We start from the raw sequence: 20,771 nt of genomic DNA, 5'->3' as shown, positions 1-20,771 counted from the left end.
AATTTCAAGACTTTGACTTTTTTGAGAGGGAATAACCTATATGTTTAATCTGATCGCAAATGCCGCTGCTGCGGCGGGCAGCCACGAAGCCGGGCTGACCCTCATGCCGGCTTCGATGTGCGTGAAGAGCGAGGGCGAAAACCCCTACGGCCTCATTCCCGCGCTGTGCGAAGGCGGCATCGTCTCGCAGATCACCTTCCTGGTGCTGCTGATCATGTTCGTCGGTACGCTCTACATCCTGTTCACCAAGCTGTTCGAGCAGAACAAGGTCATCAGCCAGAGCAAGGCGGTGGACGCCAATTTCTGGCGCGCGCCGACGCTCGCCGACGGCGCCGCGAAGCTCGAAAAGAACAGCGCCTATCGCCAGGTCGTCGAAGACGGTCTGCGCGCCAGCGAAGAGCATAACAAGCTGACCGACCCCGTCGAAGCGCACGACTGGATGCACGGTACGCTCGAGCGGTCGCAGAACCATATCAACTCGAAGCTCAACTCGGGCCTCGCCTTCCTCGCGACCGTGGGTTCGACCGCGCCGTTCGTCGGCCTGTTCGGTACCGTTATCGGTATTCTGCGCGCCCTCGTGAAGATCGGTGCCTCGGGCCAGGCGTCGATCGACACCGTCGCGGGTCCGGTCGGTGAAGCGCTGATCATGACCGCCATCGGTCTGATCGTGGCGGTTCCCGCGGTGCTCGCGTTCAACTGGCTGCAGAGCCGCAACAAGTCGATTGCGCGTCGCCTGTCGACCTTCTCGAACGACGTTCTCGGTTCGATCATGTCGAACGGCCAGGTGAAGCCGGCCGTCGTCGCCGCCAAGCCGGCCGCCCCGGCCGCGGCGCCGAAGAAGGCCTGATTTTTCGGATACCCGCTCCTGCCGCGAGCCGGCGGGGCGGGGTCCGGGGACGGCGCGGCCCGCATTGCGGTCCGCGCCGGGCCATGACAGAAATTTTGTGACAGGATGCTAATCCTATGGCGATGAGTGTAGGCGATAAGGGCGAAGATGCCCCGATGTCCGACATCAACACGACTCCGCTCGTGGACATTATGCTGGTGCTGCTCATCATCTTCCTCATCACGGTCCCCGTGGTGCTGGAGACGGTGAACCTCAAGCTGCCTTCGGTGGTCTTCGAACCGACGACGACCAAGCCCGAGAATGTGAATCTCTCGGTGCGCTCGGCGGATACTGACGGCGATGGCGAGCCCAATCCCGAAAGCACGGCGTGCGAAGTCTATTGGGGCCAGACGCCGGTCGATTCGCGTCAGCTGCTCGAAAAGGGGCAGAAGAAGCTCGAGGATCTCCTCGCGGAGATCGGCGGTCCGCAGAATATCACCGAAGACAATTTCCCCGAAGTGCATATCCGCGGCGACATCAACACGCCGTACCAGTGCATCGGCGGGGTGATCTATACGATGCAATATGCCGGCTTCCAGAAGATCGGGTTCATTTCCGAGCCTGCGCCTGGTTCGGGCACGCTGGGCCGCCTGTAAGGGCGTAGGTCCGCTCAGTTATGAAGGAATAATCCTATGTCCATGGCCGTTGGCGATCGGGACGAAAATGAACCGATGATGGAAATGAACACGACGCCGCTGATCGACGTCATGCTCGTGCTCCTCATCATGTTCATCATCACCATCCCGGTCCAGACCCACGCGGTGAAGATCGACCTGCCTGTCCCGACGGACAATCAGAACAATGTCGATCCCCAGAAGAACAAGGTGATGATCGACGCCGCCGGCGTGATCAGCTGGAACGGCACCGCGATCGACCTCGCGCAGCTCGCGCAATATCTGGAAGAGACCAAGGCGTTGCCGGTCGAACCCGAATTGCAAGTGCAGCCCGATCCGTACGCGCGCTATTACATCGTCGACAATGTCATGGCGGTGATCAAGCGCAGCGGCGTCGGCAAGCTGGGCTTCGTCGGGAACGAACAATACGCCCGCGTTTTCTGATCATCGATCCTTAACGCGATTGTCGGAAAGGGCCGCGAAGCAATTCGCGGCCCTTTTCCATTGGGCCATTTGTCCCTAAGGACACGCCGCCGCCACGCGCGGCGCAAACAGAAGGTGCGCCATGAAAATCGCCATGATCGGAACCGGTTACGTTGGCCTGGTGTCGGGGGCCTGCTTCTCCGATTTCGGGCATGACGTGGTGTGCGTCGACAAGGACGCCGGCAAGATCGAGGCCCTCGATGCGGGGCGGATGCCGATCTACGAGCCGGGGCTCGACGCGCTGGTCGCGGCGAACGTCGCGGCGGCGCGGCTGTCCTTCACCACCGAGCTCGCGCCCGCGGTCGCGCAGGCCGACGCGGTGTTCATCGCGGTCGGCACGCCCTCGCGGCGGGGCGACGGCCACGCCGACCTTTCCTATGTCTTCGGCGCCGCCGAGGAGCTCGCGGCGACGCTGACGCATGACTGCGTGATCGTCACCAAGTCGACGGTGCCGGTGGGGACGGGCGACGAGGTCGAGCGCATCCTGCGCGAGCAGGCGCCGGCGCGCAGCCACAGCGTCGCATCGAACCCCGAATTCCTGCGCGAGGGTGCGGCGATCGGCGACTTCAAGCGCCCCGACCGCATCGTCATCGGCGCCGAGGATGCACGCGGCGAGGCGGTTCTGCGCGAAATCTACCGCCCGCTCTTCCTCAACGAGGCGCCGATCCTCGTCACCCGCCGCCGCACGGCGGAGATGATCAAATATGCCGCCAACGCCTTCCTCGCGACGAAGATCACCTTCATCAACGAGGTCGCCGACCTCTGCGAGGCGGTGGGCGCTGATGTTCAGGATGTGGCGCGCGGCATCGGGCTCGACAACCGGATCGGCGCGAAATTCCTCCACGCCGGCCCCGGCTATGGTGGCAGCTGCTTCCCCAAGGACACGCTCGCGCTTCTGAAGACCGCGCAGGACAATGACGTGCCGCTGCGCCTCGTCGAAGCGACGGTCCAGGCGAACGACCTTCGGAAACGCGCGATGGGGCGCAAGATCGTGACCGCGATGGGTGGCAGCGCGCGCGGCAAGACCGTCGCGCTGCTCGGCCTGACCTTCAAGCCGAACACCGACGACATGCGCGATTCGCCCAGCCTCGCGATCGTCCAGACGCTGCTCGACGCCGGCGCGCGGGTCACCGCCTACGACCCCGAGGGCATGGCGATCGCGGCGCCTATGATGCCCGATGTGGAGATGAAGGACAGCGCCTATGCCGCCGCCGAAGGTGCAGATGCGGTCGCGATCGTTACCGAATGGGACGCCTTCCGCGCCCTCGACCTCGCGCGCCTCGGCGCGACCATGACCGGCAAGTTGCTCGTCGACCTGCGCAACATCTATCGCCGCGACGAGGTCGCACGCCATGGTTTCAAACACATCGCTATTGGAACCAGCGACGAATAGGGGCATCATCGCCCCGACGGATTCGCCGCCGGACGGCCGGTCCAGCCGATAACGGCCAGCAGAAAACGGGGAGCAAGGTGATGACGATCGGTTCGAAACAGCTGGCGGGCATCGCCGCCGCCACGCTCGGCGCGCTGGCGCTTACCGGATGCGCGACGATAGGCGGCGGCAAGGAAAAGCTGCCCGTGCCCGACGCGACCGCGCAGCTCCACGATGCGCGCGGCGCCGATCGCGGCCGCGTCGACATCTTCAAGGACGGCAGCGGCCTTCGGATCGAGGTGATCGCGCGCGGGTTCGAAGCCGGCACCTATGGCATGCACGTCCATGCGGTCGGGCAGTGCACCCCGCCCGGCTTCACCAGCGCGGGGCCGCACTGGAATCCGACCGGCGCGCAGCACGGCCGCGACAATCCGATGGGCGCGCACCACGGCGACCTGCCGAATCTGGTGATCGAACCCGACACGATCGGCCGTGCGTCGCTCCACCTCGTCGGTACGCCGCTGTCGGGAGAGAATGGCATCCTCGATGCTGACGGCGCCGCCTTCGTGATCCACGCCGGACCCGACGACATGCGCACCGACCCCAGCGGCAACAGCGGCGCGCGTGTCGCTTGCGGGGTCATCGGGACTCCCGCCGGCGCGTGATAGATGCGCGCGCCCGCTTTCGCGGGCGGGCGCGGCTATCCTTCCGAAATCACACCGGCTCGCCCGCGTTCCGCGCGCGCTCGATGACGTTCGCCGCCGCAGCGGGGACGGTGCGATAGGCGATGACGAGGGCGATCAGGCCGAGGGGAACGATCGCCAGCGTCGACAGCACGCCGGTCGACAGGCTGCCGCTCATCGCCGACACCTGCCCCGCCATATAGGGGCCGAGCGCGAGCCCGACGAGCGTGGTCGCGAGGAAGAAGGTCGCGGTCGCGGTGCCGCGCATCCGCGGCAGCACCAGATCCTGCGTCGTCGCCGCCGCGGCGCCGAGCGCGCTCGACGCGAGCAGCCCCGCGAGCGAGGCGAAGGCGGTGAAGCGGATGAAGTCGCCGCTCCCGGGTTCGGACTTGGTCGTGAAGGCGATGATGATCGGCGCGATCGGCGCGAGCAGTCCGAACGCCACGACCAGAATCCGCCCAGCCTCGTTGCGCATGCGCAGCCAGTCGGACATCCGCCCGCCGAGAATCACGCCCAGGAAGCCCGCGAGCGCGCCGAAGCCGCCGACCCAGAAACCGACCGTCCCCGCGTCCTCGCCCAGCACCTCGAGCGCATAGACCGGCGCGAAGGCGCTCGATGCGTAGGACATGAAGGCGACGGTCCCATAGCCGAGGATCGTCGCGAGAAAGGCCTTCGACCCCCAGATCAGGTGGAAGGTCGGGCCGTCGCGGTTGCGGAGCGAGCTCGCCCACGAGAAAATGGCGTAATAGCCGAACGCGATGCACCACCATTGCAGCTGCGCGCCGGTGACCGCGATCATCGCCAGCGCGCCGATCGCCAGCAGCGCCGCCGCGGCGAGATTGGCCGCGAGCGCGCGCGGCCCGCGCGACAGGGCGGAGAGGAGGGTGAAGGGCGGGATGATCGCGTAAAGCTCTTCGAAAAAGCCCTTGAACGGCGTCGGCGAGGGCGGGGTCGGGATGCCGTCGACGAGGCCGCGCACCGGCTCCTTCAGCGTCGCGACCCATGTCGCGAGCAGCAAGCCGGGAATACCCACCGCCATGAACGCCGCCTGCCAGCCGACGAGGCCGAAGGGGCCGCCGCCGGGATAGGCCTGGTTCCAGCCGTCGACGATGAAGCCGCCGATCATCAGCGAGATGCCGCCGCCGAAATAGAGCCCCGCCGAATAGATGGCGAGCGCGGTCGCGCGCATATTCTTCGGGAACAAGTCCGAAATCAGCGAATAGGCCGCCGGCCCCGCCGTCGCTTCGCCAACGCCGACCCCCATGCGCGCCGCGGCGAGCTGGTAGCGGCCCGTCGCGAGTCCCGACAGCGCGGTCATCGCCGACCAGACCGACAGGCCGATCGTCAGCAGCCGGATCCGATGCCACGCGTCGGCGAGGCGGCCGAGCGGCACCCCGAACAGGGCGTAGAAGACCGCGAAGGCGGTGCCGTAGAGAAAGCCGATGTCGGCATCGTCGAGCCCGAGGTCGCGCTTCAGGTCGGGGGCGAGGATCGTGATGATCTGCCGGTCGATGAAATTGAGCACATAGACGAGGAACAGGATGCCGAGCGCGTACCAGGCATAGGGGCTCGCTCTGGTCGCCGGACCCGGCACCCCGCCATCCTTCGCATCCGCGCCCGCATCGGCCATTGGCAACCCTCTCCCTCTCCGATTATCGTTGTTCGGTCATGGCTAGCAGAGTGAAGGGCGCGCGCAAGTTGAAAGGTCATTCAACTTCGTGCGGGATGGGCGATATGGACGATGATAGGCACGATGCGCCGGCGATCCTCTTCCTCTGCCTGGGCAACATCTGCCGCTCGCCGCTCGCCGAGGGCGCGGCGCGGGCGGCTTTCGACGCGGCGGGGATCGCGGCGACGCTCGATTCGGCGGGCACCGGCGACTGGCATGTGGGCGAAACGCCCGATCCCCGCGCCCAGGCCGAGGCGCGGCGGCGCGGGGTTGACATCGGCACCCTTTGCGCGCGCCAGATCGTCCCCGATGATTTCCGCCGCTTCGACCTGATCCTCGCCGCCGACGCGCAGAATCTGCGCGACGCGCGCGCGATCCGGCCCGCCGATGCGACCGCGCGTCTGATGCTGATGCTCGATCTGGTGCCGGGACGTGCGGGCGAGAGCGTCGCCGATCCCTATTATGGCGACGACGGCGGCTTCGCGGCGACCTGGGCCGACGTCAGCGCGGTCGCGTCGGCGCTCGCGTCCGCATTCGCCTCGAGCGGATAGCGCGCGACCGGGTGATAGCGCGACCCGCCGTGCGCGAGTTCGCTTTCATAGAGAATGACATGGTCGAACAGGAAGGGCGCGCTCGCGAGGTCGCCGTGGAGCGCCAGAAACGGCGCGACCGGCCCCGCCGAGCGGTTGAGGCGCGCAAGCGTGATATGCGGCGTGAAGGCGCGCGTTTCGGGCGCGACCCCGACGCGCGCGAGGCACTGGTCGACCTTGCGGTGCAGCGCGGCGAGCGGCGCCGGCGGCTCGACCCCGGCCCAGATCGTGTGCGGGCGCCCCTGTCGCTCGAACAGCCCGATCCCCGCGATGCGCGCGGCGACCGCGGGCGCGTGCAGGACGCCCAGCGCGGCGGCGATATCCTCGGCGCGGTGGCGATCGACTTCGCCGATGAAGCGCAGCGTCAGATGCAGTTGCTCGTCGCTCTGCCAGCGCGCCGCCGCCAGCCCGTGCATCGCGCCGATCAGCGCGGCGCGGATGGCGCGCGGCGGGCGCAGGGCGACGAACAGACGGTGCGTGGACATGGCGCCGCCCAGCATAGGCGCTCGTGCGCGCGATGCCACCGCGATCATCCTCCGCCGCCATTGTCCGGTTTCGCTTGAAAGCCGGGGGCAAAACACCGATATTGCCCGCACGGCCGGTATGCTCTGGCCGGTGATGGAGATTTGACAATGGCGAATTGGAACGACCCCAATATGGCGGCGTCCGGCTTTGGCACCGTCGGCACGGCGGACGGAGCCGTCGATGCCGGCCTGCGGTCGTACATGCTGTCGGTGTACAACTATATGGCGTCGGGCGTGCTGCTGACCGGCGTCGTCGCGCTGCTGTTCTCGCGCTGGAGCGGCGCACCCGACCTGCTGTTCGGCCCCGGACCGATCAAATATGTGATCATGCTGGCGCCGCTGGCGTTCGTGATGGTGCTGAGCTTCGGGATCAACAAGCTGTCGACGGCGGCGGCGCAGGCGCTGTTCTGGGCCTTTTCGGCGGTCATGGGCGTGTCGTTGGCGTCGATCTTCTTCGTCTATACCGACGCCTCGATCGCGCAGACCTTCTTCGCGACCGCGGCCGCCTTCCTCGGTCTCAGCCTCTATGGCTACACGACCAAGAAGGATCTGTCGGGCTTCGGCACCTTCCTGATCATGGGCGTGTTCGGCATCCTCGTCGCGATGCTGCTCAACGCGTTCATCTTCAAGTCGAGCGCGCTCAGCCTCGCGATCAGCGTCATCGGCGTGCTCGTCTTCGCGGGCCTCACCGCCTATGACACGCAGAAGATCAAGAGCATGTATTTCCATGTCCGCGGCAGCGACTTCGTGGGCAAGTCGGTGGTGATGGGGGCGCTGAACCTCTACCTCGACTTCATCAACATGTTCCTGTTCCTGCTCCGCCTGTTCGGCAGCAGCCGCAACTGAGCGGTTCGGCAGGACCAGCGATCAAGAGGAGCCCGGCGGAGCGATCCGCCGGGCTTTTTTGCGCGCTGGGCGGATGGTAGCGGGTGCGAGCCGGCTGACCGGTTTCGGCTGGTAGCGGTCGCTTCCCTCTTTCGTCATCCCGGACTTGATCCGGGATCCATGACGACGGCGCAGCTATGGATCCCGGATCAAGTCCGGGATGACGAATGTCTAAAATCGACCGATTGCGGTCATAAGGGTCCTCCCCGGTACGGGGAGGGGGACCATGCGAAGCATGGTGGAGGGGCACAGGCGGTTACCGCTCCGTTTCAGGACTGATGCGCCATGACGCACCTGCCCCTCCACCACCTTCGGTGGTCCCCCTCCCCGTGCCGGGGAGGGTCGTCGGTGTCCGCTCCCCACCCCGAACCCGCCGTGGCGCGGCGGATCAGCTCGCTGCCGGGTTCGCCGCCTGCATTTCGGCGATCAGGCCGTTGTCGATCGCCTTCGCCCGCTTGTAGGCCGCGCGCTCGCGCAACGGCGCGACATAGGCTTCGAAGGCGGGGCGGGAGGGGATGGTGCCGAACTGCAGGCCCCAGTCGATCTGGCTGCCGACATAGACGTCGGCGGCGCTGAAGCGATCGCCCGCGACATGGGCCTTGCCCGCGACCGCGCCTTCGAGCGCGTCCAGCGCCGCCGCGAGCGAGCCGAACCCCGCCATGCGCTGCTGGTCAGCGTCGGGTTCGACGCCGAAATGCTTGGCGGTGATCGCCTGCTCGACCGGGCCCGCGGTGAAGAAAAGCCAGCGATAATAGGCGGCGCGCTCGGCGGGCGCGGGCGCGAGCCCGGCCGCGGGGAAGGCGTCCGCCAGATAGGCGCAGATCGCGGCGCATTCGGTGACGGCCCTGCCCGCATGGACGATCGCCGGAACCTTGCCCATCGGATTGACCGCCAGATAGTCGGCCGCCTTCATCGTCGTGCCATAATCAAGCAGGCGCGTTTCATAGGGCGCCCCGACCTCCTCGAGCATCCAGCGGACGATCTGTCCGCGCGACATCGGGTTGGTGTAGAAAATCAGTTCGTCGGCCATCCATCGTCTCCCTTCGAGTCGGAAGGAACATATCAGGAACATATATGTCGTTCCAGCGGGCTTGTTTTGTCACGGCGCCGGGTTAAGGCAAGGGGATGAGCGACGAACGCATCTGGACCGCCGCCGTGCTGGTGATCGGCGACGAAATTCTCTCGGGCCGCACGCAGGACAAGAATGTCGCGCAGATCGCGACCTGGCTCGACGTGCAGGGCATCCGCCTGCGCGAAGTGCGGATCGTCCCCGACGTCGAGGCCGAGATCGTCGACGCGCTGACCGCGCTGCGCGCGCGCTACGACTATGTCTTCACCACCGGCGGGATCGGCCCGACCCACGACGACATCACCGTCGACGCGGTGGCGAAGGCGCTGGGGGTCGAGGTCGTGATCCACCCGCAGGCGCGCGCGATCCTCGAACGCTATTATACGGCGCGGGGCGGCGAGCTGACCGAGGCGCGGCTGCGCATGGCGCGCGTTCCCGCGGGCGCCGAGCTGATCCCCAACCGCATGTCGGGCGCGCCGGGCATCCGGATCGGCAATCTGTTCGTGATGGCCGGGGTGCCGCACATCACCGCCGGGATGCTCGACGCGCTGACCGGCGAGCTCGAGGGCGGGGCGCCGCTCGTCGCGCACACGATCGGCGCCTGGGCGCCCGAGAGCGAGGTCGCCGACGTCCTGCGCGCGGCCGAGGTCACGCATGCCGGCGTCGCGATCGGCAGCTACCCCTTCTTTCGCGACGGGCGCACCGGCGCCAATTTCGTGATCCGCTCGACCAAGGCCGACGCGGTCGCCGCCTGCGTCGCGGCGGTGACGGCCGGGGTCGAGGCCGCGGGCTATGCGGTAACCGACGGCGGCATCTGAGCCGGCGTCTCGTCGTCCGTGCCCCGCGCCGCGCGGGGCAGGCGGCGGAGCATCGCGGCGGCGAACAGCCCGAACAGCGCCGCGACCAGAAAGGCCGCGCCCGGAAAATGCACCGGCGCGTTGCTCCCGGTGAACCACGCCATCGTTCCGGTCAGCAGCAGCGGTGCGACGAGCTGGCCCAGCCCCATCACCATCGCCGAAATCCCCTGCACCTCGCCCTGCGTGTCGGCGGTCGCGCGGCGCGACATCATCGCCATCAGCGCGGGCTGCACCGGCGATTGCAGCGCGACGGGAACGAGCAGCAGGAAAGCGCCCCAGGTCGTGCGCACGAAGGCGAAGCCGATGAAGATCGCGACCGCGACGAGCAGGCCGAGCGTCGCGGCGTCGCGCTCGCCGAAGCGCGCGACCGCGGGGCCGACGACGAAAGTCTGGCCGAGCGCGATCATCACCCCGACGGCGGCGAGGCTGGCGCCGATCATCCCCGGCGTCCAGCCGAGCTGCGCGATGCAATAGAAGCTCCACGTCATCGGATAGACGAGGCTGGCGATCTGCCACAGCAGCAGTACCAGCGCGACGCCGCCCATGCCGGGCAGCGCGCGCATCGCCTGCCACGCGCCGAGCGGGTTGGCGCGCCGCCAGTCGAAGGCGCGGCGGCGTTCGGGCGCCAGCGTCTCGGGAAAGATGAACAGGCCATAGAGCATGTTCGCCGCCGCGAGCGCCGCCGCGGCGACGAAGGGCGCGCGCGGCCCGATCTCGCCCAGAAAGCCGCCGATCACCGGCCCGGCGACGAAGCCGACGCCGAAGGCGGCGCCGACGAAGCCGAAGTTGCGCGCGCGATCCTCGGGGCGCGTGACGTCGGCGATCGCCGCCTGCGCGGCGGCATAGCTGCCCCCGAACAGCCCCGACAGCGCACGGGCGATGAACAGCCAGGGCAGGGTATCGATGACGGTCAGCAGGATATAGTCGGCGGTCAGCCCGGCGAGCGCGAGCAGCAGCACGCGCCGCCGCCCGAAGCGGTCCGACAGATTGCCGAGCAGCGGCGAGGCGAGGAAGGTCGCGACCGCCATGACGAGGCCGATCCACGCGCCGACCTCGATCGCGTGCGCCAGGTCGATGCGGCCAACCTCCATCACCAGCTGCGGCAGCACGGGCATGATGATGCCGAAGCCGACCGCGTCCATGAAGATGGTGGCGATGATGAAGGGGATGGTGCGCGAAGCGGTCACGATGATCCTGTCCGGTTGATGGGGCGCGGCGCGCGGGCGCCGCCATATCGTGTCGAGGCGGTTTGCGCATCCTTGCATTTGCGCCGGCGCGGCCATATTCGCTGCCGCTCGCCACCGAATCCCGGCCCGTGCGTTGTCCATCGATGAAGTTCCAGATTTCCGCCCTCCTCGATTATCGCCTGCCCGAGCCCGCCCATCTGATGCTTCAGGTCGAGGCGGCGGCGTTGCCGGGCGAGCAGCACGTCGCGCGGTCGCGCTTCGACGCCGGCACGCCCGAACATTTCGCCCGCATCGCCGCGCCCGACGGCATCGGCGAACGGATCTGGCTGCGCTGCGGCGGGCGGCTCCAGGCGCGCTATTCGGCGACGGTCGAGGTCCGGCGCGCGGGCTCCGCGATCGAGCCGCTGGCGCAGGTGCCGCTCCACCGCCTGCCCGCGGGCGCGGTGCAATATCTCAACGAATCGCGCTACTGCCCGTCGAACCAGCTCGTTCCCTTTGCGAAGGCCGAGTTTGGCGGGATCGAGGGCGGCGCGAAGATCGCGGCGATACGCGACTGGATCGCGCGGCACTTCACCTATGCCGCCGGCGCCAGCGACGCCGCGACGACCGCGATCGACAGCTTCCTCGCGCGGCGCGGCGTGTGCCGCGACTATGCCCATGTCCTCGTCGCGCTCGCGCGCGCCGCCGATTTCCCCGCGCGCGTCGTCAGCGCCTATGCGCCCCACGTCGAGCCGCAGGATTTCCATGCCGTGGCGGAGGTGTTCGTGGGCGGGGAGTGGCATCTGGTCGATCCGACGGGAATGGCGAGCGCGGCGGAGCTGGTGAAGATCGCCGCCGGCCGCGACGCCGCCGACATCTCCTTCCTCACCGCCTATGGCGAGGCGGAGCTGATCGAACAGCGGGTGACGGTGAAGGCGGGAAACTAGGCACAGCCGGGAAAGGCTGGAGCGGGTGAAGGGAATCGAACCCTCGTCGTAAGCTTGGGAAGCTTCTGCTCTACCATTGAGCTACACCCGCGATGCGCCCGGCGATTGCCACGGCGACCCGGTGGCCGTCAACATGCTTCTTTCGGGCCTTGCGCGTGATAGCGGACGATCAGCAGCCCTCGCCCTCGCTGCGGGCGGCCCAGCGGATCGCGCCCGCGATCAGCGTCTGGTGCAGCGGTTCGGCATAGGTCTCGGCCTTGTGCCCCAGCGCGGAGAAAAAGACGCGGCCGCTGCCGACGCAGCGCGTCCAGATCAGCGGATGCACCGCGCCCATGCGGGTGCGTTCGGGATAGGGTTCGTAGCTGGTCTCGTCGAGCGTCGCGAGAATGCGCGTGCCGTTGCCGCTCGGCACCTTGTCGAACGAATACCATTCCTCGGTCCGCACCCATTGGTCGGGCAGGTCGCGCGTCGCGGGATTGCTGCGGTCGCGGACCTCGATCCTGCCCTGCTGGAACTGCTTGGGGCGCCCGGTATGGCCGATGAACTGCGCGCCGATCAGCGTCCGCGGATACCAGTCCCAGTCATATTCGGGGTCGCCGCCCGCGCCGTGGAGCAGCACGATGCCGCCGCCCCTTTCGACCCAGCCGCGGAAGGCCGCGCGCTGGCGTGCGTCGAAAATATTGCCCGAGGTGCTGTTGAGGACGATCACCGAAAATTTGGCGAGATCGCGCGGATTCATCACCGCGGCATTCTCGGTCGCGAACGCGTCGCGGCCCTGCCGGCGGACGAGATCGACGAGCACCGTCCTGGCGGCGTCGATCTGCTCGGGGTCGCGGAAGCCGTTGGTCTTGGAGAGGATCAGCACCGCGCCGGGCCGAAGCGTGGGCAGCTCGGGCGGCACGCTGTCCATGACCGGCGCCGGCCAGTTGCGCGGATCGCGGACGGGGGCGGGCGGCGTGGCAACGGCGGCCTGGGCGGCCAGCGCGAGCGAGAGAAAGGCGGTGATCATCGGATCAGGCCACCGCGTTGGTGGGCTTGCTGCCCCACAGCGCGTAGAAGAGGACATAGAGTTCGCAGGCCGCGGTGAGCAGGAAGGACGCCTGCAAGCCATAGGCATCGGCGATCCAGCCCTGCACCACCACCAGCGCGCCGCCGGCGATCGCCATGATCAGCAGGCCCGATCCCTCTTCGGTCAGCGGGCCGAGGCCGCGGATGCCGAGGGTGAAGATCGTCGGGAACATAATCGAGTGGAACAGGCCGACGAGGATCAATGCCCACATAGCGACGGGGCCGGTCGTGAACACCGTGACCAGCATCACCACGAAGGCGCCGATCGAAAAGGCCGCGAGCACCGTTTCCGCGGGCACCCGCTGCATGATCGCCGAACCGGCGAAGCGGCCGATCATCATTCCCGCCCAGAGCAGGGTGAGGTAGCGGCCCGCCGCTTCGTGGGTCAGATTGGCGATGTCGGGCTGGCTCACGAAGTTCACGAACAGGTTGGCGACGCCGATCTCGGCGATCAGATAGATGAAGATCGCAGGGATGCCGAACACCAGGTTGCGGTGCCGCCAGAGCGAGTGATGCTTGCGCTCCTCCCTGGCGAGGCGGCGCGTCGCCGCCCCCATTGCGGGAAGCGGAAAGCGCGCGATCACGATGGCGAGCACCACCAGCACCGCGGCGACGAGCGCATAGGGCAGGATCACCGACTGCGCGTCGGCGAGCTTTTCGGCCTGGGTGAGCACGACGCCGGCCTCGGACGTGCCGCCCTTCGAGCGGCCGAGGATCAGATAGGCCCCGAACAGCGGGGCGAGCATCGTGCCGGCCGAGTTCATCGCCTGCACCAAATTGAGCCGCGATGAGGAGGTTTCGGGCGGGCCGATCACCGCGACGTAGGGGTTGGCCGCGACTTGGAGCAGGGTGATGCCGCTGGCGATCACGAAGAGCATGACGAGCGTCACGCCATAGGAAGGAAGGCTCGCTGCCAGCGTCATGCCGAGCGCGCCCGCGGCCATGATCAGCAGGCCGATGACCAACGACTTTCGATAGCCGACCCGCTCGATCAGCTTCGCCGACGGGATCGAGGCGAAGAAATAGGCGATGAACCACACGCTCTCGATCAGCGTGGTCTGCGTGTAGTTGAGGTCGAACACGCTGCGCAGGTGCGGGAGCAGCGTGTTGTTGATGACCGTGATGAAGCCCCACATGAAGAAAAGCGTGGCGAGCAGCGTCAGCGCCTTCGCATAGCCCGCGCCTCCGCCGCCGGTTCCATCCTGAACTTCGGTCTGAACCGGTGTCGGAGCCATCGCCATATTCGCTGCATCCCTCGTTGATCTTATATTTGTCTGAGTATATCGGTCGAAGCGTCTCGTCAACGCGGAGTAGCCGAATGTCCGTTTCCCAACCGCCGAAGCTCCGCAGCCGTGCGTGGTTCGACAATCCCGACAATGTCGACATGACCGCGCTCTATCTCGAGCGCTATCTGAACTTCGGGCTGAGCCTCGAGGAATTGCAGTCGGGCAAGCCGGTCATCGGCATCGCGCAGACGGGGTCGGACCTGTCGCCGTGCAACCGCCACCATCTGGTGCTGGCGGAGCGCGTGCGCGAGGGCATCCGCGAGGCCGGCGGGATCGCGATCGAATTTCCGGTGCATCCGATCCAGGAGACGGGCAAGCGCCCGACCGCGGGCCTCGATCGCAACCTCGCCTATCTCAGCCTGGTCGAGACGCTCTACGGCTATCCGCTCGACGGCGTGGTGCTGACGGTCGGCTGCGACAAGACCGCGCCGGCCTGTCTGATGGCGGCGGCGACGGTGAACATCCCCGCGATCGCGCTGTCGGTCGGACCGATGCTCAACGGCTGGCACAAGGGCGAGCGCACCGGTTCGGGCACGATCGTGTGGAAGGCGCGCCAGATGCTCGCGGCGGGCGAGATCGACGATGCCGAGTTCATCCGGCTCGTCGCCTCCTCGGCGCCGTCGACCGGCTATTGCAACACGATGGGCACCGCGACGACGATGAATTCGCTGACCGAGGCGCTGGGCATGTCGCTGCCCGGATCGGCGGCGATCCCCGCCCCCTATCGCGACCGGCAGGAAGTCGCCTATCGGACCGGAAAGCGCGCGGTCGAGATGGTTCGGGAGGATCTGAAACCCTCCGACATCATGACCAGGGACGCGTTCCTCAACGCAATCGCGGTCAGTTCGGCGATCGGCGGATCGACCAATGCGCCGATCCATCTCGCCGCGATCGCGCGCCACATCGGCGTCGATCTGCCGCTCAAGACCTGGCAGGATCATGGCCACGCCATCCCGCTGCTCGTCAACCTGCAGCCGGCGGGGGAATATCTGGGCGAGGATTATTACCGTGCCGGCGGCGTGCCGGCGGTCGTCGCGCAATTGATGGCGCAGGGGCTGATCGCCGAAGAGGCGATGACGGCCAACGGCCGGACGATCGGCGAGAATTGCCGCGCCGCCGAGATCGAGGACGAGAAAGTCATCCGCCGCTACGCTGACCCGCTGAAGACCGAGGCGGGCTTCATCGTCCTCTCCGGGAACCTGTTCGATTCGGCGATCATGAAGACCAGCGTGATTTCGGACGAATTCCGCGCGCGCTACCTCTCCAACCCCGACGATCCCGACGCGTTCGAGGGGCCGGTGGCGGTGTTCGACGGGCCCGAGGATTATCATCGCCGCATCGACGACCCCGCGGCGGGCATCACGGCGGAGACGCTGCTCGTCATGCGCGGAACCGGGCCGATCGGCTATCCCGGCGCGGCCGAGGTGGTGAACATGCGGCCGCCCGCGCATCTGATCCTCGATGGCGTCCACGCGCTGCCATGCCTCGGCGACGGGCGACAGTCGGGGACGAGCGGCAGCCCCTCGATCCTCAACGCCTCGCCCGAAGCCGCGGCGGGCGGCGCGCTCGCGCTGCTGCGCACCGGCGATCGCGTGCGCATCGACCTGCGGCGCGGCACTGCCGACGTGCTGGTCGACGCGGCCGAACTCGACGCGCGGCGTCGGGCGCTGGAAGCGGAAGGCGGCTACGCCTATCCGGCATCGCAGACGCCGTGGCAGGAATTGCAGCGCTCGGTGGTCGGGCAGCTCGGCACCGGCGCGATCCTCGAAGGCGCCGAAGCCTATCAGCGGATCGCGCAGACGCGCGGGCTTCCGCGCGACAATCACTGAGGGCGCGGCAACATCAACCCGGCGTGATCGGTGCGTGACAGGGCCTAACCCGGCCGCGGCAGCGCCATATCTTCCAGCGCGAGCCGGAGCAGGCCGGCCATTTCCGCGCGCGCGGCGTCGGCGTCGCCGGCCTCGATCGCATCGAACACGCGGACGTGCTCGGGCAGGGGGTCGCGCGGTTTTCCGCGGCGGCTTTGCTTGAACTTGGTGGTCCATCGCACCGCCGCGCCGACGCTGCTGGCGAGCGCGGCGAGCGGCTCGTTGCGGGCGGCGGCGAGGATCGCGCGGTGGAAACGCTGGTCGGCAGCGCGCCCGCTCTCGTTGCCGAGGCCATGGCGTCGCATGCCATCGAGCGCGTCGCGCATCTCGGCGACGTCCGCCGCGTTGCGCCGGGTGGCGGCGAGCGCGGCGGCGGCGGGTTCGATCACTTCGCGCAATTCGAACAGGTCGACGACGAACTGCGGGTCAGGCTTGCCTTCGAACGACCAGGCGAGCACGTCGGGATCGAGCAGGTTCCAGCGGCCGCGCGGGGTGACGCGCGTTCCGACCTTGGGCCGGCTTTCGACCAGCCCCTTGGCGGCGAGAATCCGGATCGCCTCGCGATAGGCGGTGCGCGAGATGCCGAACTCCCCGCTCGCCTCGATCTCGCCGTCCAGATGATCGCCGGGCTTGCGTCGCCCTCCGACGATGTCGATTCCCAATTTGCGCGCGATCGTTCCGTGAATGCGGGGCGGGGGGCTGCGTTCCTCGTCCATCTTTCCCCTGATCCTGCGGTCCGGCGCTCACCCTAGCCGAAACTCCCTGGTCCGCAAGGCGCTTGGAGTCAGTCTTGAACGTCCCCGTCTTCATCGAGCGCGAATTCGGCGACGATCGTCGCGCTATGCTCGCCGACCCTCGGCGCGCCCCGGTCGATGCCGGCGCGGCTGCCGTCGATCCGCAGCGGGCTGCGCGTCGTCGCGATGCAGGCGTCGTCGCGGCGGATATGCTGCGTCATGTCGAGCCGGCGGAAGGCCTGTTCGGAGAGGAGCCGGGGCCAGTCGTTGACCGGCGCGCACCACAGGTCGTGCGGGCGCAGCCGCGCGATCCACTCCTGCGTCGTCGCCTGTTTCAGCCGGCCGGCGATCAGCGCCTTGATCGCATCGCGCTCGGCAAAGGCGTCGCGGCCGGCGATCGGCAGAACGAGCAAGGGCGCGAGCGCGTCGAGCGGGATCATCGCCAGCGCCAGCCAGCCGTCGGCGGTGCGATAGACGCCATAGGGCGCGGCGAGATAGGCATGGGCGTTGTTCACCGCGGCGCGCTGCGGCGGGCGTCCGCCGTCGTTGAGATGCGTGGTCAGCACCTCGAACTGCAGATCGATCAGCGCTTCGAGCAAGCTGGTTTCGACGGTCGCGCCTTCGCCGGCGATGCCGCGCCGGACGAGTGCGGCGAGGATGCCCTCGACCAGTATATGGCCCGCCAGCATGTCCGCGACGGACAGGCCGAACGGCACCGGCCCGTCGCTCGCGCTGCCGTTCAGCCACATCGCGCCCGACAGCGCCTGCGCGAGCAGATCCTGCCCCGGAAGATCGACCCACGGGCCGTCCTCGCCATAGCCCGAGATGCTGGCGACGATCAGCCGGGGATTGCGCGCGCGGAGCATCGCGGGACCGAACCCCAGCCGCTCGGCGACGCCGGGCCGGAAGTTCTGGATCACGACGTCGGCGCGGTCGATCAGCCGGTGGACGCGTCGCGCGTCGCGCGGGGCCTTGAGGTCGGCGGCAAGGCTTTGCTTGTTGCGGTTGATCGCGTGGAACAGCGTCGAATCGCCCGCGATGTCGGTGTCGCTGAGATAGAGGGTGCGGCAGATGTCGCCGCTGCCGGGTCGCTCGACCTTGATGATCCGCGCGCCGAGATCGCCCAGCCGCAGCGCCGCCGACGGACCCGACAGGAACTGGGCCATGTCGACGACGAGCAATCCATCGAGCGGCGCGGTCATGGGGCCCTGCGATACAGTTGATTGAGCGCGGCGATCGCCTGGTCGGTCGGCTCGCCCGCGCGGAGCGCCGCGTTGAGGCGCTCCGAAGCGGCATGCTGGAAGGCCATATAGCCGTGATGGCGCGGGCGGATCCAGGCGCGGTCGAGCGTGGCGCGGGTGGCGCGGTAGAAATCGTGCGTCGCGGCGTTGACGCTGTCGGCGGTCCACGCATCGGCGTGGCCGGGTTGGCCGCCGTGGGGCGCCACGAGATCGCGCTGCACCGCCCCGCCCGAAACCCAGGCGGCGAAAGCGGCGGCGCCCGCCGGGTCCGACGCATAGGCGGAGACCGCCATGCCGGTGCCGCCGAGGGTCGAGCCGCTGGGGCCGTGACCGAGCGCCGGAATGTCGGCGAAGCGGATGAGCTCGGGGCGGAATCCGGCGATGGCGTAGCTCACATAGCCATAGATCAGCGGCACGACCGCGAGCCTCGAATCGGGCCGCGCCATATCCTCGAACATCGCGATCGGGTCCATCTCGTACGCCGCCGGATCGACGCGGCCGGCCAGCGCCGCGAGCCGATCATAGGCGCGCGCGGCCTCCGCCGGGAACAGGTCGTCGTCTTCCGGGGCGAGTGCGACGCCCGCGACGCCGCAGAGCGTGAACAGGCTCATCAGGCTGTGCGGCGGGCGCAGCGGCAGCGAAGCGCGGCCTTCGGCGGCGAGCGCCGCGAGCGCGGTCCAGTCCGCGACCGGCGCATCGATCCGCGACGGAACCCACGCCTGCACCTGCGCGGCGGCGTCGACGGGAAAGGCCCATTGATGGCCGTTCCAGTTGTAGCTTTCATAGGATCCGCCGACCGACCCCGCCGCGATCTCGGCGAGCGTCGCGGCGTTGATCGCCGTGTCGAGCGCGACGAGGCATCCGCTGTCGGCGACCTGCCCGACATGCGGATGGTCGATGACGATCAGGTCATAGCGCCGCGCGAGATCCTCGACCGGATAGCTTTCGAAATCCTGCAGTGAGCGCTGGTCCCAGACGATCTCCTGCCCGGTACGGGCCTGCCATGCGGCGGACGCGGCGACGAGCGGATCATAGCCACGCGAATGGTTCCAGGTCATTCCGCGCATGGCGCGTCCCTCCAGCCAGTGTCGATCGCTCAAGGATCGGGAAATCGGTTGACTCGCCATAGCCCCCTCAATAGCGTTTTCAAGCATACATAATATAAAACGACTAATTGGAGTTTCGGCGTGACGGCAGGCGAGGAGGACAATGGTGGGGTCGCCGGGGGCGGGCCGGTCGACGGGCTGCCGCTCGAAGGCCTGACGATTCTCGACTTCAGCCAGTTCCTCGCCGGTCCGTCCTGCGCGCTGCGCCTCGCCGATCTCGGCGCGCGCGTGATCAAGGTCGAGCGGCGCGATGGCGGCGATGCCAGCCGCTCGCTGTTTCTCGCCGACATGGGGTTCGACCAGGACAGCGCGCTGTTCCATGCGATCAATCGCGGAAAGCAAAGCTACGCGGCCGATCTCAAGGATCCGGCCGATCTCGCCGCGGTCCGGCGGCTGGTCGCGCGGGCCGACGTGCTGATCCACAATTTTCGTCCGGGCATCATGGACCGGCTGGGGCTCGGCTGGGCGGACGTGTCGGCGCTGAACCCCGGGCTCATCTATGCCGGGGTCAGCGGCTACGGCCCCGACGGGCCGTGGCGCGACCGGCCGGGGCAGGATCTCCTCGTCCAGTCGCTGTCGGGCATCGCCTGGCTGTCGGGCGAGGGCGGCGGGCCGCCGGTGCCGGCGGGGCTGTCGATCACCGACATGGCCGCCGGGGCGCAGCTCTGCCAGGGCATCCTCGCGCTGCTCGTGCGGCGCGGACGAACCGGGCGTGGCGGGCGGGTCGACGTGAGCCTGCTCGAAACCGCGATCGACCTGCAGTTCGAGCATCTCTCGGTTCATCTCAACCGCGACGAGCCGATGCCCCCGCGCGCGGGCATCGCCAACGGCAATGTCTATCTCGCCGCGCCTTACGGCATCTACGCGACGGCGGACGGCTATCTCGCGCTGGCGATGACGCCGGTCGACCGGCTGGGCGAAGTGATCGGCCTGCCGGCGCTCGGCGCCTTCCCGCGCGAAACATGGTTTGCCGATCGCGATGCGATCAAGGCGGCGATCCGCGATCATCTCGCGACGCGCGGCACCGCCGAATGGCTGGCGCTGCTCGATCCGGCGGGCATCTGGGCCGCGCCCGTGCTCGACTGGCCGGCGTTGCTCGCCGAGCCGGCCTTCGCCGCGCTCCACGCCACGCAGACCGTGCGCGCGCCGGATGGGGATCGCTTGTCGCTGACGCGCTGCCCGATCCGCGTCGACGATACCATCCTCACCTCGCCCCGCGCCGCGCCCCGGCTGGGCGCCGATCGAGCCGCCATCGACCAGGAGTTCGCCCCATGATCGTCGAGCAATATTTCGAGGAATATGAGATCGGCGCCGAGCGCACGAGTTTCGGCCGGACGATCACCGAGACTGATTTCGTGGTGCATGCCGGCCATACCGGCGACTTCTTTCCCCATCACATGGATGCCGAATGGTGCAAGACGCAGGATATCGGCCAGCGCATCGCGCACGGCACGATGATCTTTGCGATCGGTATCGGCCTCACCGCGACGACGATCAACCCGCACTCGATGTCCTACGGCTACGACCGGCTGCGCTTCATCCGGCCGGTGCATATCGGCGACACGATCACCACCGTCACGCGTATCGCCGACAAGCGCGATCATCCCAAGCGCGCCTCGCACGGCGTCGTGACCGAGGCCGTCGACATGCGCAACCAGCGCGGCGAGACGGTGCTCGCCTGCGAGCATCTCTACCTCGTCGCGCGCCGCCCCTCGGCCTGAAT

The 20,771-nt window shown here is 68.1% G+C and carries 21 protein-coding genes and 1 tRNA gene; 12 read left to right on the top strand and 10 right to left on the bottom strand.

The genetic code is table 11. From position 1 onward, the window contains the following. Positions 1–40: 40 nt before the first annotated feature. From ACOTSS_RS16470 to ACOTSS_RS16450, 5 genes are all read left to right on the top strand, one after another. Positions 41–847, top strand: a complete 807-nt coding sequence (locus tag ACOTSS_RS16470) for a MotA/TolQ/ExbB proton channel family protein (RefSeq protein WP_448689066.1) — start codon at positions 41–43, stop codon at positions 845–847. A gap of 116 nt (positions 848–963) precedes the next feature. After that, positions 964–1,482, top strand: coding sequence for an ExbD/TolR family protein (locus ACOTSS_RS16465; RefSeq protein ID WP_448689065.1), 519 nt, complete (start codon positions 964–966; stop codon positions 1,480–1,482). A gap of 36 nt (positions 1,483–1,518) precedes the next feature. Next, positions 1,519–1,944 carry an ExbD/TolR family protein gene (locus ACOTSS_RS16460; RefSeq protein ID WP_448689064.1) on the top strand — a complete coding sequence of 142 codons (426 nt, stop codon included), beginning with the start codon at positions 1,519–1,521 and terminating at the stop codon, positions 1,942–1,944. 121 nt (positions 1,945–2,065) lie between these two features. Beyond that, positions 2,066–3,376: a UDP-glucose dehydrogenase family protein gene (locus ACOTSS_RS16455; protein WP_448689063.1), complete on the top strand. Its 1,311-nt coding sequence runs from the start codon at positions 2,066–2,068 to the stop codon at positions 3,374–3,376. Positions 3,377–3,456: 80 nt separating this feature from the next. Next, on the top strand, positions 3,457–4,020 hold the full coding sequence (locus ACOTSS_RS16450) for a superoxide dismutase family protein (RefSeq protein WP_448689062.1): 564 nt from the start codon (positions 3,457–3,459) through the stop codon (positions 4,018–4,020). Between the two features lie 49 nt (positions 4,021–4,069). On the opposite strand, the gene ACOTSS_RS16445 is transcribed toward ACOTSS_RS16450, so the two are convergent. Then, entirely contained in the window at positions 4,070–5,668 is a 1,599-nt protein-coding gene (locus ACOTSS_RS16445) for a spinster family MFS transporter (RefSeq protein ID WP_448689061.1), read from the bottom strand. A 104-nt stretch (positions 5,669–5,772) separates the two neighbouring features. Here ACOTSS_RS16445 and ACOTSS_RS16440 point away from each other — a divergent pair, with 104 nt between their 5' ends. Then, positions 5,773–6,258 (top strand): low molecular weight protein-tyrosine-phosphatase, encoded by a 486-nt coding sequence (locus tag ACOTSS_RS16440; RefSeq protein ID WP_448689060.1) that lies wholly within the window; start codon positions 5,773–5,775, stop codon positions 6,256–6,258. Here ACOTSS_RS16440 and thpR read toward each other — a convergent pair. After that, positions 6,168–6,782 carry an RNA 2',3'-cyclic phosphodiesterase gene (gene thpR / locus ACOTSS_RS16435; RefSeq protein WP_448689059.1) on the bottom strand — a complete coding sequence of 205 codons (615 nt, stop codon included), beginning with the start codon at positions 6,780–6,782 and terminating at the stop codon, positions 6,168–6,170. The two genes, ACOTSS_RS16440 and thpR, sit on opposite strands and share 91 nt — an antisense overlap. A 147-nt stretch (positions 6,783–6,929) precedes the next feature. On the opposite strand from thpR, the gene ACOTSS_RS16430 reads away from it, so the two are divergent. Continuing rightward, complete coding sequence (locus ACOTSS_RS16430; protein WP_448689058.1) at positions 6,930–7,667, top strand: Bax inhibitor-1/YccA family protein; 738 nt, start codon at positions 6,930–6,932, stop codon at positions 7,665–7,667. A gap of 427 nt (positions 7,668–8,094) precedes the next feature. Here ACOTSS_RS16430 and ACOTSS_RS16425 read toward each other — a convergent pair whose 3' ends face one another. Next, a complete protein-coding gene (locus tag ACOTSS_RS16425) occupies positions 8,095–8,736 on the bottom strand; it encodes a glutathione S-transferase family protein (RefSeq protein ID WP_448689057.1) in 642 nt (213 codons plus the stop codon). A 95-nt stretch (positions 8,737–8,831) separates the two neighbouring features. Here ACOTSS_RS16425 and ACOTSS_RS16420 point away from each other — a divergent pair, with 95 nt between their 5' ends. Further along, positions 8,832–9,593 (top strand): competence/damage-inducible protein A, encoded by a 762-nt coding sequence (locus ACOTSS_RS16420; protein ID WP_448689056.1) that lies wholly within the window; start codon positions 8,832–8,834, stop codon positions 9,591–9,593. Here ACOTSS_RS16420 and ACOTSS_RS16415 read toward each other — a convergent pair. After that, positions 9,566–10,819, bottom strand: a complete 1,254-nt coding sequence (locus tag ACOTSS_RS16415; RefSeq protein WP_448689055.1) for an MFS transporter — start codon at positions 10,817–10,819, stop codon at positions 9,566–9,568. The genes ACOTSS_RS16420 and ACOTSS_RS16415 overlap by 28 nt on opposite strands. 143 nt (positions 10,820–10,962) lie before the next feature. Between ACOTSS_RS16415 and ACOTSS_RS16410 the strand changes: the two genes are divergently transcribed. Then, positions 10,963–11,745, top strand: coding sequence for a transglutaminase-like domain-containing protein (locus ACOTSS_RS16410; RefSeq protein ID WP_448689054.1), 783 nt, complete (start codon positions 10,963–10,965; stop codon positions 11,743–11,745). A gap of 17 nt (positions 11,746–11,762) precedes the next feature. Here ACOTSS_RS16410 and ACOTSS_RS16405 read toward each other — a convergent pair. The 3 genes from ACOTSS_RS16405 to ACOTSS_RS16395 form a co-directional block, all read right to left on the bottom strand. Then, positions 11,763–11,836: transfer RNA gene (locus tag ACOTSS_RS16405), tRNA-Gly, on the bottom strand. A 78-nt stretch (positions 11,837–11,914) separates the two neighbouring features. Beyond that, a complete protein-coding gene (locus ACOTSS_RS16400; RefSeq protein ID WP_448689053.1) occupies positions 11,915–12,754 on the bottom strand; it encodes a ThuA domain-containing protein in 840 nt (279 codons plus the stop codon). 4 nt (positions 12,755–12,758) lie between these two features. Next, entirely contained in the window at positions 12,759–14,048 is a 1,290-nt protein-coding gene (locus tag ACOTSS_RS16395) for a sugar MFS transporter (RefSeq protein WP_448691365.1), read from the bottom strand. An 83-nt stretch (positions 14,049–14,131) separates the two neighbouring features. Between ACOTSS_RS16395 and ACOTSS_RS16390 the strand changes: the two genes are divergently transcribed. After that, positions 14,132–15,928, top strand: coding sequence for an IlvD/Edd family dehydratase (locus ACOTSS_RS16390; RefSeq protein ID WP_448689052.1), 1,797 nt, complete (start codon positions 14,132–14,134; stop codon positions 15,926–15,928). A gap of 44 nt (positions 15,929–15,972) precedes the next feature. On the opposite strand, the gene ACOTSS_RS16385 is transcribed toward ACOTSS_RS16390, so the two are convergent. The 3 genes from ACOTSS_RS16385 to ACOTSS_RS16375 all read right to left on the bottom strand — a co-directional run bounded on the left by ACOTSS_RS16385 (position 15,973) and on the right by ACOTSS_RS16375 (position 19,009). Then, positions 15,973–16,683 (bottom strand): FadR/GntR family transcriptional regulator, encoded by a 711-nt coding sequence (locus ACOTSS_RS16385; RefSeq protein WP_448689051.1) that lies wholly within the window; start codon positions 16,681–16,683, stop codon positions 15,973–15,975. 68 nt (positions 16,684–16,751) lie between these two features. Further along, positions 16,752–17,903 carry a CaiB/BaiF CoA transferase family protein gene (locus ACOTSS_RS16380; protein WP_448689050.1) on the bottom strand — a complete coding sequence of 384 codons (1,152 nt, stop codon included), beginning with the start codon at positions 17,901–17,903 and terminating at the stop codon, positions 16,752–16,754. Continuing rightward, positions 17,900–19,009, bottom strand: coding sequence for an extracellular solute-binding protein (locus tag ACOTSS_RS16375; RefSeq protein ID WP_448689049.1), 1,110 nt, complete (start codon positions 19,007–19,009; stop codon positions 17,900–17,902). Before ACOTSS_RS16375 ends, ACOTSS_RS16380 begins: the two co-directional genes overlap by 4 nt. A 120-nt stretch (positions 19,010–19,129) precedes the next feature. On the opposite strand from ACOTSS_RS16375, the gene ACOTSS_RS16370 reads away from it, so the two are divergent. Both ACOTSS_RS16370 and ACOTSS_RS16365 read left to right on the top strand, forming a co-directional pair. After that, positions 19,130–20,323 (top strand): CaiB/BaiF CoA transferase family protein, encoded by a 1,194-nt coding sequence (locus ACOTSS_RS16370; protein WP_448689048.1) that lies wholly within the window; start codon positions 19,130–19,132, stop codon positions 20,321–20,323. Next, the gene (locus ACOTSS_RS16365) at positions 20,320–20,769 is read left to right on the top strand and encodes a MaoC family dehydratase (RefSeq protein ID WP_095387950.1); all 450 of its coding nucleotides are present in this window, start codon (positions 20,320–20,322) and stop codon (positions 20,767–20,769) included. Before ACOTSS_RS16370 ends, ACOTSS_RS16365 begins: the two co-directional genes overlap by 4 nt. Positions 20,770–20,771 lie beyond the last annotated feature (2 nt).

Source organism: Sphingopyxis sp. NJF-3 (genome assembly GCF_053514865.1).
The sequence above is the reverse complement of the archived record's forward strand: the minus strand, read 5'-3'. Positions and strand labels throughout refer to the sequence as shown.

What these genes read in the sequence shown, in the direction of transcription:
- ACOTSS_RS16365 (WP_095387950.1), top strand. Translation starts at nt 20,320, where the DNA reads ATGATCGTCGAGCAATATTTCGAGGAATATGAGATCGGCGCCGAGCGC.
- ACOTSS_RS16445 (WP_448689061.1), bottom strand. Translation starts at nt 5,668, where the DNA reads ATGGCCGATGCGGGCGCGGATGCGAAGGATGGCGGGGTGCCGGGTCCG.
- ACOTSS_RS16420 (WP_448689056.1), top strand. Translation starts at nt 8,832, where the DNA reads ATGAGCGACGAACGCATCTGGACCGCCGCCGTGCTGGTGATCGGCGAC.
- ACOTSS_RS16400 (WP_448689053.1), bottom strand. Translation starts at nt 12,754, where the DNA reads ATGATCACCGCCTTTCTCTCGCTCGCGCTGGCCGCCCAGGCCGCCGTT.
- ACOTSS_RS16430 (WP_448689058.1), top strand. Translation starts at nt 6,930, where the DNA reads ATGGCGAATTGGAACGACCCCAATATGGCGGCGTCCGGCTTTGGCACC.
- ACOTSS_RS16460 (WP_448689064.1), top strand. Translation starts at nt 1,519, where the DNA reads ATGTCCATGGCCGTTGGCGATCGGGACGAAAATGAACCGATGATGGAA.
- ACOTSS_RS16440 (WP_448689060.1), top strand. Translation starts at nt 5,773, where the DNA reads ATGGACGATGATAGGCACGATGCGCCGGCGATCCTCTTCCTCTGCCTG.
- ACOTSS_RS16450 (WP_448689062.1), top strand. Translation starts at nt 3,457, where the DNA reads ATGACGATCGGTTCGAAACAGCTGGCGGGCATCGCCGCCGCCACGCTC.
- ACOTSS_RS16470 (WP_448689066.1), top strand. Translation starts at nt 41, where the DNA reads ATGTTTAATCTGATCGCAAATGCCGCTGCTGCGGCGGGCAGCCACGAA.
- thpR (WP_448689059.1), bottom strand. Translation starts at nt 6,782, where the DNA reads ATGTCCACGCACCGTCTGTTCGTCGCCCTGCGCCCGCCGCGCGCCATC.
- ACOTSS_RS16385 (WP_448689051.1), bottom strand. Translation starts at nt 16,683, where the DNA reads ATGGACGAGGAACGCAGCCCCCCGCCCCGCATTCACGGAACGATCGCG.
- ACOTSS_RS16455 (WP_448689063.1), top strand. Translation starts at nt 2,066, where the DNA reads ATGAAAATCGCCATGATCGGAACCGGTTACGTTGGCCTGGTGTCGGGG.
- ACOTSS_RS16395 (WP_448691365.1), bottom strand. Translation starts at nt 14,048, where the DNA reads ATGGCTCCGACACCGGTTCAGACCGAAGTTCAGGATGGAACCGGCGGC.
- ACOTSS_RS16390 (WP_448689052.1), top strand. Translation starts at nt 14,132, where the DNA reads ATGTCCGTTTCCCAACCGCCGAAGCTCCGCAGCCGTGCGTGGTTCGAC.
- ACOTSS_RS16375 (WP_448689049.1), bottom strand. Translation starts at nt 19,009, where the DNA reads ATGCGCGGAATGACCTGGAACCATTCGCGTGGCTATGATCCGCTCGTC.
- ACOTSS_RS16425 (WP_448689057.1), bottom strand. Translation starts at nt 8,736, where the DNA reads ATGGCCGACGAACTGATTTTCTACACCAACCCGATGTCGCGCGGACAG.
- ACOTSS_RS16380 (WP_448689050.1), bottom strand. Translation starts at nt 17,903, where the DNA reads ATGACCGCGCCGCTCGATGGATTGCTCGTCGTCGACATGGCCCAGTTC.
- ACOTSS_RS16465 (WP_448689065.1), top strand. Translation starts at nt 964, where the DNA reads ATGGCGATGAGTGTAGGCGATAAGGGCGAAGATGCCCCGATGTCCGAC.
- ACOTSS_RS16410 (WP_448689054.1), top strand. Translation starts at nt 10,963, where the DNA reads ATGAAGTTCCAGATTTCCGCCCTCCTCGATTATCGCCTGCCCGAGCCC.